We start from the raw sequence: 16,275 nt of genomic DNA on the forward strand, positions 1-16,275 counted from the left end.
AAATAATATGAAGAAAATTGCACTTTTTGTGATGGCGCTGATGATGTCAGTAGCCGCCAATGCACAATTTGAAGAAGGTAAGGGATATCTTGGTGCTTCACTCTCTGGTCTCGACCTGAGCAGTCAGGCTAAGCAGTTCCATTTCGGATTAAATGCCAAGGCTGGTTACCTGTTCATGGACAACCTCATGGGTCTGGCAGAAATAGGTTTTGACCACTGGCAGCACGATGCCGACCAGTTTGTGTTGGGTGCAGCAGGCCGCTACTACCTTGATCAGAACGGTATTTTCCTTGGTGCCGGTTTGAAATACAAGCACGCTCCAGGATATAATGATTTGTTGCCGGGTGTTCATGCTGGTTATGCGTTCTTCGTCAGCCGAACAGTAACCATTGAGCCTGAACTCTATTTCGACCTCTCTACCAAGAGTTCCGACTATATGTGTTATGGCTTGCGCATCGGCGTTGGTGTTTATCTGTTCAAAGACGGACGTAAGAACTAAAATACGGTTATATCATGCTAAGTGTAGAAGAATTGGTTGATAGGCTGATAGACCTGTCGTTTGCCGAAGATATCGGTGATGGCGACCATACCACATTGTGCTGTATTCCTGAGGATGCGATGGGTAAGTCGCATCTGCTCATCAAGGAAGATGGCATCCTGGCTGGTGTCGAGGTTGCCAAAGAGGTGTTCCGTCGTTTTGACCCTGACATGAAGGTCGAGGTCCTGATGCAGGACGGAACGCGTGTGAAGAAGGGAGATATTGCCATGATAGTCTCGGGCAAGGTGCGTTCTCTGCTTCAAACTGAACGTCTGATGCTGAACATCATGCAACGCATGAGTGGTATCGCTACGATGACCGATAAGTATGTTCAGCATTTGAAGGGTACTAAGACACGCGTCTTAGACACCCGTAAGACGACACCAGGCATGCGCATGCTGGAGAAACAGGCCGTCAAGATTGGTGGAGGATGTAACCATCGTATCGGTCTCTTCGACATGATTCTGCTAAAAGATAACCATGTGGACTTTGCTGGCGGAATAGTTAATGCCATTGAACGTTGTCATGCCTATCTGAAAGAAAAGGGCCTTGACCTGAAGATTGAGATAGAGGTTCGTTCGTTCGACGAGTTGCAACAGGTGTTGGATCACGGTGGTGTAGACCGTATCATGCTCGACAATTTCTCTGTGCCCGACACGAAGAAAGCTGTCGACATCATTGCCGGACGTTACGAAACCGAGTCGAGTGGTGGTATTACCTTTGACACCATTCGTGACTATGCTGAGCAGGGAGTGGATTTTATCTCTGTGGGTGCATTGACTCACTCAGTAAAAGGACTTGATATGAGCTTTAAGGCATGTTGAGACTGTCGTTTTTCACATGCTTTTTCCTATTGCTGACAGGTTGCGGACATGATGCCGAGCCTGTCGGCAATTCTGATATAGAAATAGAATATGTTTCCCCTGTGGACTACGAGATTGTTCTCGCAGGAAATTTCGGTGAGCCGCGTCCGTGGCATTTTCACGGAGGACTTGACATTAAGACGGGTAATGTTCAAGGCAAGAAGATTTTCTCGGTTGCTGATGGATATGTCAGTAGGTTGACCGTCAACAAATACGGCTTCGGTAATGCCATCTATGTTAATCATCCTGACGGGAATACCAGTATCTATTGCCATCTGAAAAACTTTGCCGATCCCTATGAAAATATGTTGCAGCGGACCGGATGGCGTGATACCCTTGATGTGTCTTTCGATGCAAATAAGTTTCCCGTCAAGGCTGGTCAACTCATTGCTATCAGCGGTAATACGGGTAATTCCACAGGACCTCATCTGCATCTGGAACTTCACGATACGCACACTTGGGCGCTTCGTGATCCCATGATGAAACTGGCCCATCTCATTAGCGATACCGTTGCCCCACAAGCCCATTCCTTCATGGCTGTTCCTGTCGAGGGAGAGGGTGTGTTCAATGGTGGTGCCACCAAGCAGACCTTTGGCTTCGGACAACCAGATACCAAGAAATCGCATACCACATGGAAACTCTCGCGCCATTTTACAGCCTGGGGTAGGGTTGGCTTTGCACTTTGGGCCGACGACTATAGTGAGACGACCTATAACCATTATGGCATTCGTCATACGCGACTGTTAGTTGACGGGCATGAGGTGTTCCGTGCGGATGTCGACAGTATTCCTATCAGTTGTCATCCTGAGGTGAACGTCTGGGGCGACTATCATCATTGGCGCCGTACTCGTATCTGGTATATGAAGTCCTATCGTGAGCATGGTCTTCGTCTACCTATCGTGCATACGGGTTTTGATCGTGGCATCGTGACTTTCGACGAGGAACGCCCTTATCATCTTACCTATCTGTTACGCGACTATCAGGGCAACGAGTCACGCTATGACTTTACCGTTCTGGGCGTGAGAGACAAAAGAGTGAGTCCCCGTCGGGAACTCACTATCCTGGATACCTATCAGCACTTCGATCAGTGCCTTTGGCCTTTGTATTCTCGCAAACGTTGAAGTTTATTACTTCTGTGCCTTCAGCGTAGCAATCGATTCTTTCAGCGCAGCAATTTTCTCCTCAGAGTCGCTTTGTTTTTTACGCTCCAATGCTACTACAGCCTCGGGGGCATTGGCTACGAAACGCTCGTTGGACAATTTCTTGATAACTCCGGCTAAGAATCCCTCGAGGTGCTTCAACTGAGCTTCTTGTTTCTCTATCTCAGCATCAATGTCAATCATGTTGCCTAGGGGAACGGCAAACTCGTCAGTACTTACCATGAAGGCAGAAGCGGTAGCGTCTTTCTCGGTGACAACATTGATGGCGCTGAGGTTTGCCATCTTCGTGATAACGGCATTGTAGTCCGCATAGTTATTGGCACCTACAGCCTGCAGCTCGAGAGCCTCCTTGGGGGCAATATTCTTTTGGTTACGAACCATACGAACACCGCTGACAATCTGCTTCACCTGCTCGATGTCGTCAGCCAGTTTCCGCTCGCTGTCCGTAGGAGTTGCCAGCGTCAAACACTCGCGCATGATACTTTCACCTTCTTTACGCTCGTACAGGGCTTGCCACAGTTCTTCGGTGATGAATGGCATGAACGGGTGAAGCATCTTCAGCAATGTGTCGAAGAAACGCAAGGTGGCATCGAACGTGGTACGGTCTACAGCCTGAGCTACGCCATTGATGTAGGCTGGTTTCACCATCTCGAGATACCAGCTTGAGAACTCGTCCCAGAAGAGCTTATAGACAGCCATCAGAGCCTCAGAGATGCGGTATTTCGAGAAAAGGTCTTGCAGTTCTTCGTTCACCATCTTCAACTTTGCGTCGAACCAGGCAACAGCAGTTTTGCTAGCCTCTGGCTGTTCTACGTCAGCAACCTGCCATCCTTTAACCAATCGGAAGGCATTCCATATCTTGTTATTGAAGTTACGTCCTTGTTCACACAGCGACTCATCGAACAGGATGTCGTTGCCTGCTGGTGCAGAGAGCATCATACCCATGCGCACGCCGTCGGCACCGAACTTCTCAATCAGTTCAATGGGATCAGGCGAGTTACCCAACGACTTCGACATCTTACGTCCAAGTTTATCGCGCACAATACCGGTGAAGTAAACGTGTTTGAAAGGCATCTTTCCTACATATTCATAGCCAGCCATAATCATGCGGGCAACCCAGAAGAAGATGATATCTGGACCAGTCACCAGGTCGGCAGTGGGGTAGTAATAGGCGAGTTCTTCACTCTGCGGATTGTTGATGCCGTCGAACAGAGAGATAGGCCACAGCCAACTTGAGAACCATGTATCGAGTGCATCCTCATCCTGACGGAGGTCTGCATCCGTTACCGACGGATTTTTCTGCTGAGCCAGTTTCAGAGCCTCCTCTCGTGACTCAGCAACAACAAAGTCGCCTTCCTCGTTGTAGTAGTAGGCAGGAATGCGGTGTCCCCACCACAGCTGGCGTGAAATACACCAGTCCTGAATGTTTTCCAACCAGTTCTTATATGTTGTCTTATATTTCGTCGGATAGAATTTGATGTCGTCATTCATGACGGGAGGCAGGGCGATGTCTGCGAAATGCTGCATGCGGAGGAACCATTGTAACGAGAGGCGTGGCTCGATAGCTGTGTCTGGGTTACGTTCCGAGTAACCTACTTTATTTGTGTAGTCCTCAATTCGTTCCATGAGTTCTGCTGCCTGCAAGTCTTTGGCAATCTGCTTACGACAGTCGAAGCGGTCCATACCCACATAGAGTGGTGATTGTTCTGATATGGTACCGTCGGCATTGAATATATCGATGGTCTCCAGATTGTGCGTCTTGCCCAACATGTAGTCGTTGGTATCGTGAGCAGGTGTAACCTTCAGACATCCCGTACCAAACTCGATGTCCACATAGCGGTCCTCAATGACAGGGATGACACGACCAACCAATGGTACGATGACCTTACGGCCTTTCAGCCATTGATTCTTGGGATCCTTCGGATTAATACACATCGCCGTGTCACCCATAATGGTTTCAGGACGTGTGGTGGCCACTACGGCATAATAACCCTTGGCATCTTTATGGATAATGTTACCGGCTTCTTCAAGTTCTGCCTGATTGTCTAGTTGGACAAGGCCGTCTACATAATATTTCAAATGGAATAGGTGGCTCTTCTCCTCACGGTAGATAACTTCTTCCGTAGAAAGAGCCGTCAACGCCTTGGGATCCCAGTTAACCATGCGCAGTCCACGATAAATGAGTCCTTTATTGTACAGGTCTACGAATACCTTGATGACACTCTTCGAGCGTTTCTCGTCCATCGTGAAAGCAGTACGATCCCAGTCACACGATGCACCCAAGCGGCGCAACTGCTTCAGGATAATGCCGCCGTGCTCATCCGTCCAGTCCCATGCATGCTTCAGAAATTCGTCACGTGTCAAGTCATGCTTTTTGATGCCTTGCTCAGCCAATTTCTTTACTACTTTCGCTTCCGTAGCGATTGAGGCATGGTCGGTACCAGGCACCCAGCAGGCATTCTTTCCCTCCATGCGTGCACGGCGTACAAGAATATCCTGAATCGTGTTGTTCAGCATGTGTCCCATGTGGAGCACACCTGTCACGTTGGGTGGTGGGATAACAATGGTGTAGGGTTGGCGACTATCGGGCTTTGATGCGAACATTTTATGGTCCAGCCAATACTGATACCATTTAGATTCGACCTCTTTGGGGTCGTATTTACTTGCTAATTCCATATACTTATTTATTATAATGGATGCAAAGGTACGAATAAGTGAGCGAAAATGCAAATTTATTTGCAATTTTTCGAACGTGAGTACCTTCGACCATAGGTCGGTCGTGGGAAGACTTTGCAGTCGCTGCAAACCATAAATAGAAAAATCCCATGCGGTATTATTTACCGCATGAGATTTGATGCTTGTTTATGATTTCCGGCTGCCTGTTCAGCAGAACGAACGGAATAGCGGAAGCTTAGCAGAGCTTGCGAGAACCATCGCCAATAACGACGTCGTACACCTTGGGCTCGTGTCCGTATTTCTCGGCAAAGCGCTTCTTGGCGTCAGCAATGAACTTCGCGTAGAGGTCGTTGCGCACGAGATTGATAGTACAACCACCAAAGCCGCCTCCCATGATGCGAGAACCCGTAACGCCGTTCTCCTTGGCAATTTCATTGAGGTAGTCGAGCTCCTCGCAAGAAACCTCGTAGTCCTTCGACAGACCTTCGTGAGTCTGGTACATCATCTCACCGACTTTTTCGTAGTCGCCTTCGTTCAAAGCATCGCAGACAGCAAGTACACGGTCTTTTTCGCCCAACACGAATCTGGCACGCTTGTAGTCCTCTTCGCCAACCTCGGCACGCACCTCGTCAAGCTGCTCCCAAGTGCAATCTCGCAGTGTCTCAAACTTGCCTTCTGGGTGCTTGGCCTGAATATGTTTTACCACATTCTCGCAGGAGTTGCGGCGGTCGTTGTAAGGCGAACCTGCCAACTGATGCTTCACTACGGAGTCGAGCAGCACCAGGCGATAGCCGTCGGGCTTGAAGGGGAAATATTCGAATTCACGGCTACGACAGTCGAGGCGCATCAAGCAACCAGCCTTACCGAAGACGGAGGCAAACTGATCCATAATACCGCAGTTGACACCGCAGTAGTTGTGCTCGGTAGCCTGACCAGCTAGTACCATATCCCACTGTGATACCTTGTTATCACCGAATATATCGTTCAAACCACATGCGAAACAACTTTCCATTGCGGCACTTGAAGACATACCTGCACCCAGGGGAACATCGCCAGAAAAGGCGATATTGAAACCCTTTACGGGTACACCCAGCTTTTTCATCTCCAAAGCAATGCCATAGATATAACGAGCCCATGATGCCTTGGGACCAGCAGGATCACCAAGCTTGAAATCTACTCGGTCCTTCAAGTCGATAGCATAAGCCATTACGGTATCTTCTGTACCATTGGCACGCATCTCGGCAACAACACCCTTGTCGACAGCTCCTGGGAAAACAAATCCACCGTTATAGTCGGTATGTTCGCCAATAAGGTTAATACGGCCAGGAGAGGCATATACATTGCCAGTCTTACCATCAAAGTGTTTGATAAAACGGCTTCTTACATATTCAATTTCAATCATAATAGTTGTTTGGTTGTTATTAATAGTTTATTTTCGATCACTCAATCCGATGTTGCTACCCCAGTTGCAGAACCAGAAAATGTATGCATAATAGACAAACATCACGCACATTGCTATAATGACACCTGTGAAGTCTACAACGGCACCCATGATGGGCATCAGCACTGCAGCACCGATAACACCTGTATTGATAATGCCGGATGCAGCCTTGGTATGACGGCCTAAGTGCATCAATCCCAGATTAAAGATAAGCGGCCACATAACCGAATGGAACAAGCCGGCAGCAAGCATCAGCCAAATGCCAAACATACTGTCAGCAAAGAAGAGAGACATCAGGATACAAAGAGCACCGAGGCTGACACAAGAAGAAAGCAATACGCGTGGTTTGAACTTGGTTAGGATTCCTGCACCAACGAAACGGCCAACCATCATGCCGCCCCAATAGAATGCAAGATAACTGGTAACGACATCACTGCTGTCAATGCCCAGTTTCTGGAAACGGTAGGGGAGCATGGACGGTACACCAATCTCAACACCCATATACATAAATATAGCAACAGCACCTAACCATACATGAGGATAAGCAAAGACGCTGCTCTTCTCGGCAGGGTGTTGATTGTACTCCTTGCTCTGTGCGCCTTCGTCAATCTTCGGAAGTTTCATGAAGACGAGAATCAGGCAGATAAGCAGTGTAAAAATACCTAAGCCCATGAAGGGTGCGGGAACCAATTCTGGAGCAGGTGTCTCACCGGCCAGAATCACGCTGGTGATAAAGATAGGAGCAACGGTGGTTGCCACTGAGTTCAGTGCCTGTGACAGGGTCATACGGAAAGCACCCTTCTCAGGACGTCCTAACACCATCACATAGGGATTTGCCACATTCTGGAGCATGACGACACCCATAGCAACAAGACACATAGAGCTCAGGAATACAGCATAAACGTTGGCTGAAGCAGAGATTGCTGCAGAGATACCTAAAGAGTTGATTACGAACCCAATACCAGCGACGGCAAGGCCGAGGATAAGAGTTCCCTTGTAGCCAATTTTACTCATCAGTAATGAGAATGGTATTGCCAAAAGATAGGCACCATAGAATGCAGAGTTGACATATTGTCCCTGCTGCGCTGACAAGTTAAAAGCCTCAGAGCAGAAAGCAATCATGGAGTTGTTCATTGTCGTGATGAATCCAATAAGGAAACATACGATGAAAACAACAATCAGCGCAAAAGTATAATTTGGAGTTTGTTGTGACATAACAGTTCTATATTGTTTTTATGATGTCTTATTCAACACCAAATTTATAAATGGTTTTTTGCTTATATTGCTGTCCGGGATTCAGAATAACCGATGGGAAATATGGACGGTTAGGAGAATCGGGGAAGTGCTGAGCCTCAAGGCAAACGGCGCTTCTACGGGGGAATGTAGCACCATTGGCACCCTTGTATCCTGTAGCGAAGTTGGCGGTATAAAGTTGCATACCAGGTTCTGTGGTATAGCACTCTAATGTGCGTCCGCTCTTTGGATCAGTAATTTTAGCAGCAAAGCTCAGTTCGCCTTCTTCGCGTTTGTTCAACACGTAGTTGTGGTCGAATCCGTGTCCGAACTTAATTTGCTCGTTGTCGGCGTCGATATCCTTTCCGAATGCTTTCGGTGTACGGAAGTCAAACGGTGTGCCTGAAACTTTCAAAATCTCGCCCGTAGGAATAGCAGTATCATCTGTCGGCAGGTAGAAATCAGCATTGATCTCACAAATCTGATCCTCGATAGTTGGTGTAGGATCTGCAGTACCTGTCAAACTGAAGAAAGCGTGATGAGTCAGATTGACGATAGTCTTCTTGTTCGTAGTAGCCAGATATTCGATAACCAACTCGTTATCGTCTGTGAAAGTATACTCTACCGTGACATTAAGTTCGCCTGTGAAGCCTTCCTCTCCGTAAGAAGACATCCGATGTAAAGCCAATGAGCGGGGACCCATCTGTCGGGCATCCCATACCTTAGCATTGAATCCTACATTTCCACCATGCAAGTGGTTAGGGCCATCGTTAAGCGCCAATTGATAATCTTTACCGTTAAGTGTGAACTGTCCTTTACAAATGCGATTGCCCCAGCGGCCAATCAATGTAGAAAGATAAGGTTCCTTGCCACTCATCAGTTGCTCGATGCTGGCATGTCCTTGAATAACGTTAGCAACCTTCCCTTCCTTATCGGGAACCATGATGGCAACGATTGCACCACCATAATTAGAAACTGCCACTTCATAACCCTTACGGTTCTTGAGAATGTATAAATCTGTTTTTTTACCATTCACTGTGGTCTGGAAATCTTTACGATTCAGACCACACAAATTCACGTTTTCTGTTGTGTTAGCCATGTCGTTAATGTTTTAAGTTACTTGAAATCTATCTGCAAAGTAACCTAAAAAAAACGAGAATGACAAGAGAAACAAAGAAAAAAACGTTTAAGAGAGTGTTAAAAACACCTAAAGGCAATTCTTTAGAAAATCGCCAACGACATAAGAACTGCCTCCTACAAATACGAAATCCTTGCTGGAAGCTGCTTGTATAGCAGCCTTATATGCCTCATACACAGTAGGGTAGGCTTCTCCCTTAAGTGAGTGACGAGCTGCTAATTCTTTGACAACGCCTTCACTCAGGGCACGATGACTGTCTGCTTTCGTAAAATAATAATTGGCATCTTTAGGTAGCAATTCCAACACACTCTCAATGTCTTTATCGTTTACCATACCGAATATAATATGTATGGTATTACATTTGACCATCTTGAGTTGCTGACTGATATACTGCCACCCACCGACATTATGGCCGGTATCACAAACGACGCGAGGATTGGTTTGAATAGTTTGCCAACGACCTTTAAGCCCTGTGTGTACTGCCACATTGGCAATACCATGGCAAAGTTCATGTATTCCCTTCGCCTTATTAACTTCGTCATTACATTCGCAGAGAAATCCCTTTTGGGCAAGTGCATAGAGAGCGTGGAAGACCGTTTCTAGGTTTTTTTGCTGATAGATGCCTCCAAGGTCGCCCTTTAAGTCTCCAAAGCAGTGAGTATGATAAAGCATGCCACCGTCATGTGTCATTTCGGCACTGTCTATCTCCGGATGATTCTCAGCAAAGACGATTGGCGCATCCATCTCACGTGCCTTTTGTTCAAAGACAGGACGGGTTTCCTCATTTGTTTCACCGATGATGACGGGAACACCTTTTTTAATAATACCAGCTTTCTCGGCAGCAATCTTAGCGAGTGTGTCACCAAGCATCTGAGTGTGATCAAAACTGATATTTGTGATGACAGATAAGATGGGCGTGATGATATTGGTGCAATCCAGTCTGCCACCAAGTCCTACTTCAATAACGGCTATATCGACTTTCCGCTCTTTGAAATATGAGAAAGCCATCGCTGTTGTTATCTCAAAGAAAGAAGGATGGAGCGGTTCGAAGAATGATCGCTCATTATCCACAAAAGTTGTTACGAACTCTTCACTGATAGGTGCTCCATTGATACGAATCCGTTCACGGAAGTCAACCAAATGGGGAGATGTATACAGGCCGACCGTGTAACCACACTCTTGCAAAATAGATGCTATGGTATGCGAAACACTTCCCTTACCATTCGTACCTGCGACATGAATAGTAGCATATGCACGATGAGGGTGACCGAAATGGTCATCCAAAGCCAGTGTATTGCTTAGCCCCTCTTTATACCCGTCTTTCCCTTGTCGTTCGAACATAGGGAGCTGGTTAAAAAGATAGTCGCAGGTCTCTTGGTATGTCATAGCTTAACTGAAATAATTCTTGAATTTCTGGAAAATGGTGTGCTTTGTAGCAGCATCACCTTTAAAGTTGTCGCTTTGGCGGAACTGTTCAATGGCGGATTTTTCTTCACGTGAGAGAGTCTTCGGTACATATACACTGACATTGACGACCAAATCGCCATTACCACGTCCATATCCTTGTACGGCGGGCAATCCTTTTCCACGTAAGCGTAAGGTCTTGCCTGGTTGTGTTCCTGGTTCCATTTTTACCTTCAACTTGGATCCCTCAATTGTAGGAATCTCAACCTCACCGCCCAAAGCAGCAGTAGGGAAGTCTAGAAGCAAGTTGTAGATCAAGTCGTTGTCGTCACGGATAAACGTATCATTAGGTTCTTCCTCTATAAAGACTTGGATATCGCCATTCACGCCCTTGCGTTTCCCTGCATTACCTTTGCCTGGAACGTTGACAACCATTCCTTCAGCAACACCTGCAGGTATTTTGATTTCTACAACCTCTTCTCCTTTCTCAACACCCGTTCCACCACAGTGCTTACACTTGTTCTTGATAACAGTTCCTTCACCACCACAGGTCGGGCATACACCTTGCGTCTGCATCATACCGAAAATACTCTGTGTGGTATGTGTGATAACGCCAGAACCATGACATGTAGGGCACTGCTCACTGCTAGAACCAGCTTCAGCACCTGTTCCGTGACAATGGGAACATGTGATGTCTTTGCGGACTTTGAATTTCTTGGTGACACCATGAGCAATCTCATCAAGAGACAGACGGACCTTAAGTCTTAAATCGCTACCACGATGCTGTTGGCGTCCTCGCGTTCCACTACCACCAAAACCTCCAAATCCGGCACGTCCACCAAAGATATCGCCAAACATAGAGAAAATATCATCCATATTCATGGAAGCGCCGAAATCGCCGAAACCACCCATGCCAGGACCAGAAAAGCCAAACTGATCATATTGCTGGCGTTTCTGAGGATCGTGCAAAACGTCGTATGCCTCTGCGGCTTCCTTAAACTTCTCCTCAGCTTCCTTATTGCCAGGATTACGGTCTGGGTGATATTTGATGGCGATGGTTCGATACGCCTTCTTTATCTGGTCCTCTGTGGCGTTCTTGTCAACGCCCAGCACTTCATAATAGTCTCTTTTTTGTGCCATAAATTATTGTCCAACAGCCACCTTTGCGTGGCGAATTACTTTTTCGTTCAGTTGATAGCCAGCCTGTAAGCAGTCGATGACTTTACCTTTCTTGTCGTCTCCCATACCGGGTACCATAGCGACTGCCTCATGCATATCCGTATTAAAGTCAACTCCGTCAGTCTCTATTTTCTTGACGCCCAGACCTTCAAGGGCCTTCATCATCTTATGGTAAATAAGTTCCATTCCTTCACGAAGAACGGCAGGGTCTTCGGTCTTAGCACCATTTTCTATGGCACGTTCCATATCGTCAATAATGGGCAGAATAGCACTAACGGCTTTCTCGCCACCATTCAGAATCAGTTCTGCTTTCTCTTTCAGCGTACGTTTACGATAGTTGTCGAACTCCGCTGTCTTATAGAGCATCTGTGTCTTGAGGGCTTCGATCTCTGCCTTTGCTGCCTCTAGTGGGTCTATAGGCTCGTTTTCCACTTCTGTTGAAGTGTTTTCTTCCGTATTTTCCTTTTCTTCAGAAGCGTCAGGAATCTGCTTCTCGTCTTCTTCGATATTAATCTTTTCTTCTTCCATAGTTTAATGTATTTGTCATAAGGTCCTTATAGCAAATATCGTGCCAAAGGTTTAAGCATACATTTCTGCCTTTTTAGCCTTAATCTCTTCGTCGTAGATATAATCATCGTAAGTAGTGAGTTTGTCAATGGTGCCTTTCGGTGTCAACTCAATGATGCGGTCTGCCACCGTATTGATAAACTCATGGTCATGTGAGGCGAAAAGGATATTTCCCTTAAAGGATACGAGATTATTGTTGAAAGCCTGAATGGATTCCAAGTCCAAATGGTTTGTTGGAGTGTCAAGAATCAGACAGTTGGCGTTTTTCAATTGCATACGAGCTATCATACAACGCATCTTCTCACCACCGGAGAGCACACATACTTTTTTCTGAATGTCTTCATCCTTGAAAAGCATACGTCCCAGGAAAGACTTCATCATGACTTCGTTACCGGTACCGAATTGTGAGAGCCAGTCAACGAGGTTCATCTCTGACTGGAAGAACTCGGTGTTGTCGAGTGGGAGATATGCCGTAGTGATGGTGACCCCCCATTTGTAGGTGCCGGCATCAGCCGGGCGGTTTCCGTTGATAATCTCAAAAAGAGCCGTCATTGCCTTTGGGTTATGACTCAAGAATACGGTCTTCTGTCCTTTTTCAATGGTAAAGCTGACATTGTCGAAAAGTACGGTGCCGTCTGCATCTACGGCTTTCAATCCTTCTACTTCTAATATCTGTGTTCCTGGTTCACGTTCCATCGAGAAAATGATACCTGGGTATTTTCGTGTTGAAGGGGTGATTTCCTCAACGTTTAATTTTTCCAGCATTTTCTTTCGTGAAGTAGTCTGTTTTGACTTGGCGACATTGGCAGAGAAGCGACGGATAAACTCTTCCAACTGTTTACGTTTCTCCTCTGCTTTCATTTTCTGGTTCTGCTGCTGACGTAGTGCCAACTGTGATGACTCATACCAGAACGAATAGTTTCCGGAGAACAACGTTACCTTTCCAAAGTCAATATCAACCGTTTGTGTAGAAACAGCATCCAGGAAGTGGCGGTCGTGACTGACCACCAATACACATTGCTCCAAATTGCTAAGATACTCTTCTAACCATTGAACAGTGTCCAAATCAAGGTCATTGGTCGGCTCATCCAATAATAAGTTGTCTGGATGTCCAAATAAAGCCTTTGCCAACATAACACGAACCTTCTCATTATTCGAGATTTCCGACATCTGTTTATAATGCTGACCTTCGGGAACGCCAAGGTTCTGAAGTAATTGAGCAGCCTCACTTTCTGCTTCCCAACCGTTCATCTCGGCGAAAGCCATCTCTAAGTCAGCAGCACGGTTGCCGTCCTCTTCGGTCATCTCATCTTTTGCATAAAGTTCCTCGCGTTCCTTCATGTTCTTCCACAGTGGTTGATGTCCCATCAGCACAGTGTTCATTACGGTAAATTCATCATATTTGAAGTGGTCCTGCTCCAGTACCGACAAACGTTCGCCTGGTAGCATCTCAATAGTTCCCTTATTAGGTTCCAGTTCACCACTGATAGCACGTAGCAAGGTTGACTTTCCTGCGCCATTAGCACCTATGATTCCGTAAATATTACCACTTGTAAATTTCATGTTGACGTCCTTATACAACGTCTTCTTTCCAAACTGAATAGCCAGATTTGTGACTGTTATCATCTTGTCTTATACCTTTAATTGTTTTTTGCGACTGCAAAGGTACTGCAAAATGAATGAAAAACCAAATTTATTTGCGTTTTGTTGCGCCAATTAATGGTTCTTCGGTGAAAGGAAGTTCTGGAATGAGCAATGAAATATATGGTCTGGGCCAATCTCGAAGGTGGTAACGTTTTCCATCGTATAACATCAAATCGAGATCAATCGTTATCAGGTCTGGGGTTCGGTGGCTTTCTGCTTCATATGATTTCAACAACTGCTCTATGTCATCTACAGCAAGTTCTGTATAACCTGCCACCAGTCGATTCATATACAGGTGATCACTGCCTTTCACATCCTTTGTCCACATTACCTTGCTAAAGGAAGCTTGTTCTAATAGCAAAGCCATACGTTGTGATGCCCATTGAATGTGTGCGTTCTGGCGGTTGTTAGACCCCAATGCGATGATGACCTGATGTGCCATAATGTTACATTCGTGTCTTCTCTTTCAAGATTCCGTGACGATAGGCATAGAGCAACTGACGCAAATCATCAATCTGTTTACGGAGCTCAGTTCCCTTGTCTGTATCAGCCACAAGCATACGATGGGCAGACAGCTCAACAAGTTGTGTTGTCGACTTGATGTCTTGTCCTCTTTGAATAGCATCTCTGACATTCATAAATGGTTCATGCTGAACAAGTTGAAAACCGCGGCTATGGTAAACCAACGTATATCCCGCAATACCTGTTTCATGATGATAGGCTTCAGAAAAGCCTCCGTCGATAACCATCAGCTTGCCATTCGCCTTGATGGGATTTTCACCTTTGGAAGCATGAACAGGAACGTGTCCGTTGATGATATGTCGGTTAGGACCTACAACACCAAAAGCATCAAGTATGCGGTCGCAGATTGCTTCGGAATCACGTAGCAGGAAATAGTATCCCTTTTCTTCTTTATAGGTCTCTTTGTCAATTAGAAAGTAGCGTTCGAAAGTAGCCATTTTCGACTTGTCAAATAGTGGGGAGTCTGGTCCACACCATAAATAAAGGAAAAAGTCACGTGCATATTGTCGCATTTCCTTATCAGTGTCTGTATTGAAAGCCGCACGCACTAACATTCCGATGTTGTGCATCAGTTCCATACCACTAAAGCACTCACCGTCATACAATTCCACTTTTTTTAAAGAGCCGTCGCTGTTTAGCGGACAAGAAGCATGGAAAAGCAGATTCTGGTTGCAGATAGAATACATACAACCATGTGAAAGCAACATCTTGATATGTTTACGCAGTTTCTCTGATACACGGAACGAATGGTGTAATCGTTGCATCAGCAACTCTTCTTCTGGAGTCAGTTTGTTGGGATCCGAAGGGTCAACGGTAGGGAAATGACACGATTTCATCTCATATTCCATATCCCCAATCCGACAAATGGCGCGTTTGTAGTCAATATATTCTAACATGCAACGGTCATCCATTTTCCAAGATGGACGACGCTTATAGATTTGTGACTCCATTTTAAACTGAATGATACTGATGGCTTTATGCATCTGAGCAGTCAGTCTGATGGTTTTTTCGTCCAACTCATTGCCTTTTAATAGCTTGGGGATAAACTCCTCGCACGGATCGTCCTTGTAGGTCTCCATTGCGAAGGTTGCCAAAGGGACTAGATTAATGCCATATCCATCTTCTATTGTTGCCAGATTGGCATAGCGCAGGGAGAGTCGTAGGACATTACATATACAAGCATCATTCCCTGCAGCAGCTCCCATCCATAGCATATCATGATTGCCCCACTGGATGTCCCATGAGTGATATTGGCGTAAGGTGTCAAGTATGATATGTGCGCCAGGACCACGATCAAAGATGTCTCCAAGAATATGCAGTTGGTCAATGGCAAGTCGCTGGATGACGTTACATAAGGCTACGATAAAATCATCAGCACGTCCTGTGGAGATAATTGTATCAACAATTACGTTTACATAAGCTGCCTTGTCGATATCGTCTGTCCGCTCATGTAATAGTTCCTCTATGATATAGGAGAATTCTTCGGGTAGGGATTTACGCACCTTCGAACGGGTATATTTTGATGAGACATCCCGACATACTGACACTAAGCGGTGAATAGTAATATGATACCAGTCGTCGATATCCTCTTCTGCTGCTTTAATTAATTCTAATTTCTCTTCTGGATAGTAAATCAGTGTGCACAGCTCGCGTCGTTCTGTTTCTCGAATGTCTCCCTTGAACAACTCACTCACCTTACGGCGAATATTACCAGATGCATTCTTAAGAACATGCTGGAATGCCTGACTCTCACCGTGTAGGTCTGCCAGGAAATGTTCTGTTCCTTTTGGCAGATTTAGGATAGCTTCAAGATTGATGATTTCAGTAGCTGCCAACGCAATGGTGGGAAATGACGTTGAAAGCAGCTGTAAATAGTGCATATCTCTATTAACAGTAGTATTGTTCATAGT

At 45.9% G+C, this 16,275-nt stretch carries 13 protein-coding genes; 3 read left to right on the plus strand and 10 right to left on the minus strand.

Annotated elements, in window-relative coordinates:
* The first annotated feature begins 7 nt into the window (after positions 1-7).
* The 3 genes from BLU47_RS02290 to BLU47_RS02300 are packed head-to-tail and all read left to right on the plus strand — an operon-like array spanning position 8 to position 2,522.
* Entirely contained in the window at positions 8-499 is a 492-nt protein-coding gene (locus BLU47_RS02290) for an outer membrane beta-barrel protein (protein ID WP_091957865.1), read from the plus strand.
* Between the two features lie 14 nt (positions 500-513).
* A complete protein-coding gene (nadC, locus tag BLU47_RS02295) occupies positions 514-1,362 on the plus strand; it encodes a carboxylating nicotinate-nucleotide diphosphorylase (protein WP_091957868.1) in 849 nt (282 codons plus the stop codon).
* The gene (locus BLU47_RS02300) at positions 1,356-2,522 is read left to right on the plus strand and encodes a M23 family metallopeptidase (protein WP_091957871.1); all 1,167 of its coding nucleotides are present in this window, start codon (positions 1,356-1,358) and stop codon (positions 2,520-2,522) included. The genes nadC and BLU47_RS02300 overlap by 7 nt, the downstream gene beginning before the upstream one ends.
* Positions 2,523-2,528: 6 nt before the next feature.
* Here the strand turns inward: BLU47_RS02300 and BLU47_RS02305 are convergent, their stop codons facing one another.
* The 10 genes from BLU47_RS02305 to BLU47_RS02350 all read right to left on the minus strand — a co-directional run bounded on the left by BLU47_RS02305 (position 2,529) and on the right by BLU47_RS02350 (position 16,272).
* A complete protein-coding gene (locus tag BLU47_RS02305; protein WP_091957874.1) occupies positions 2,529-5,237 on the minus strand; it encodes a valine--tRNA ligase in 2,709 nt (902 codons plus the stop codon).
* A 235-nt stretch (positions 5,238-5,472) separates the two neighbouring features.
* On the minus strand, positions 5,473-6,636 hold the full coding sequence (gene galK / locus BLU47_RS02310; RefSeq protein ID WP_091958336.1) for a galactokinase: 1,164 nt from the start codon (positions 6,634-6,636) through the stop codon (positions 5,473-5,475).
* A gap of 30 nt (positions 6,637-6,666) precedes the next feature.
* On the minus strand, positions 6,667-7,893 hold the full coding sequence (locus tag BLU47_RS02315; RefSeq protein ID WP_091957877.1) for an MFS transporter: 1,227 nt from the start codon (positions 7,891-7,893) through the stop codon (positions 6,667-6,669).
* A 28-nt stretch (positions 7,894-7,921) separates the two neighbouring features.
* The gene (locus BLU47_RS02320) at positions 7,922-9,010 is read right to left on the minus strand and encodes an aldose epimerase family protein (RefSeq protein ID WP_091957880.1); all 1,089 of its coding nucleotides are present in this window, start codon (positions 9,008-9,010) and stop codon (positions 7,922-7,924) included.
* Positions 9,011-9,118: 108 nt separating this feature from the next.
* Positions 9,119-10,435, minus strand: coding sequence for a bifunctional folylpolyglutamate synthase/dihydrofolate synthase (locus BLU47_RS02325; RefSeq protein ID WP_091957882.1), 1,317 nt, complete (start codon positions 10,433-10,435; stop codon positions 9,119-9,121).
* A 3-nt stretch (positions 10,436-10,438) separates the two neighbouring features.
* Positions 10,439-11,593, minus strand: a complete 1,155-nt coding sequence (dnaJ, locus tag BLU47_RS02330; RefSeq protein ID WP_091957885.1) for a molecular chaperone DnaJ — start codon at positions 11,591-11,593, stop codon at positions 10,439-10,441.
* Between the two features lie 3 nt (positions 11,594-11,596).
* The gene (locus BLU47_RS02335; RefSeq protein WP_091957888.1) at positions 11,597-12,160 is read right to left on the minus strand and encodes a nucleotide exchange factor GrpE; all 564 of its coding nucleotides are present in this window, start codon (positions 12,158-12,160) and stop codon (positions 11,597-11,599) included.
* 51 nt (positions 12,161-12,211) lie between these two features.
* Complete coding sequence (locus BLU47_RS02340; RefSeq protein WP_091957890.1) at positions 12,212-13,825, minus strand: ABC-F family ATP-binding cassette domain-containing protein; 1,614 nt, start codon at positions 13,823-13,825, stop codon at positions 12,212-12,214.
* Between the two features lie 67 nt (positions 13,826-13,892).
* Positions 13,893-14,285 carry a 2-amino-4-hydroxy-6-hydroxymethyldihydropteridine diphosphokinase gene (locus tag BLU47_RS02345; protein ID WP_091957892.1) on the minus strand — a complete coding sequence of 131 codons (393 nt, stop codon included), beginning with the start codon at positions 14,283-14,285 and terminating at the stop codon, positions 13,893-13,895.
* A 4-nt stretch (positions 14,286-14,289) separates the two neighbouring features.
* The gene (locus BLU47_RS02350; protein ID WP_091957895.1) at positions 14,290-16,272 is read right to left on the minus strand and encodes a fructose-1,6-bisphosphatase; all 1,983 of its coding nucleotides are present in this window, start codon (positions 16,270-16,272) and stop codon (positions 14,290-14,292) included.
* Positions 16,273-16,275: the final 3 nt, after the last annotated feature.

Origin of the sequence: Prevotella sp. tc2-28 (genome assembly GCF_900107705.1) — a bacterium.
Classification (GTDB): Bacteria; Bacteroidota; Bacteroidia; order Bacteroidales; family Bacteroidaceae; genus Prevotella.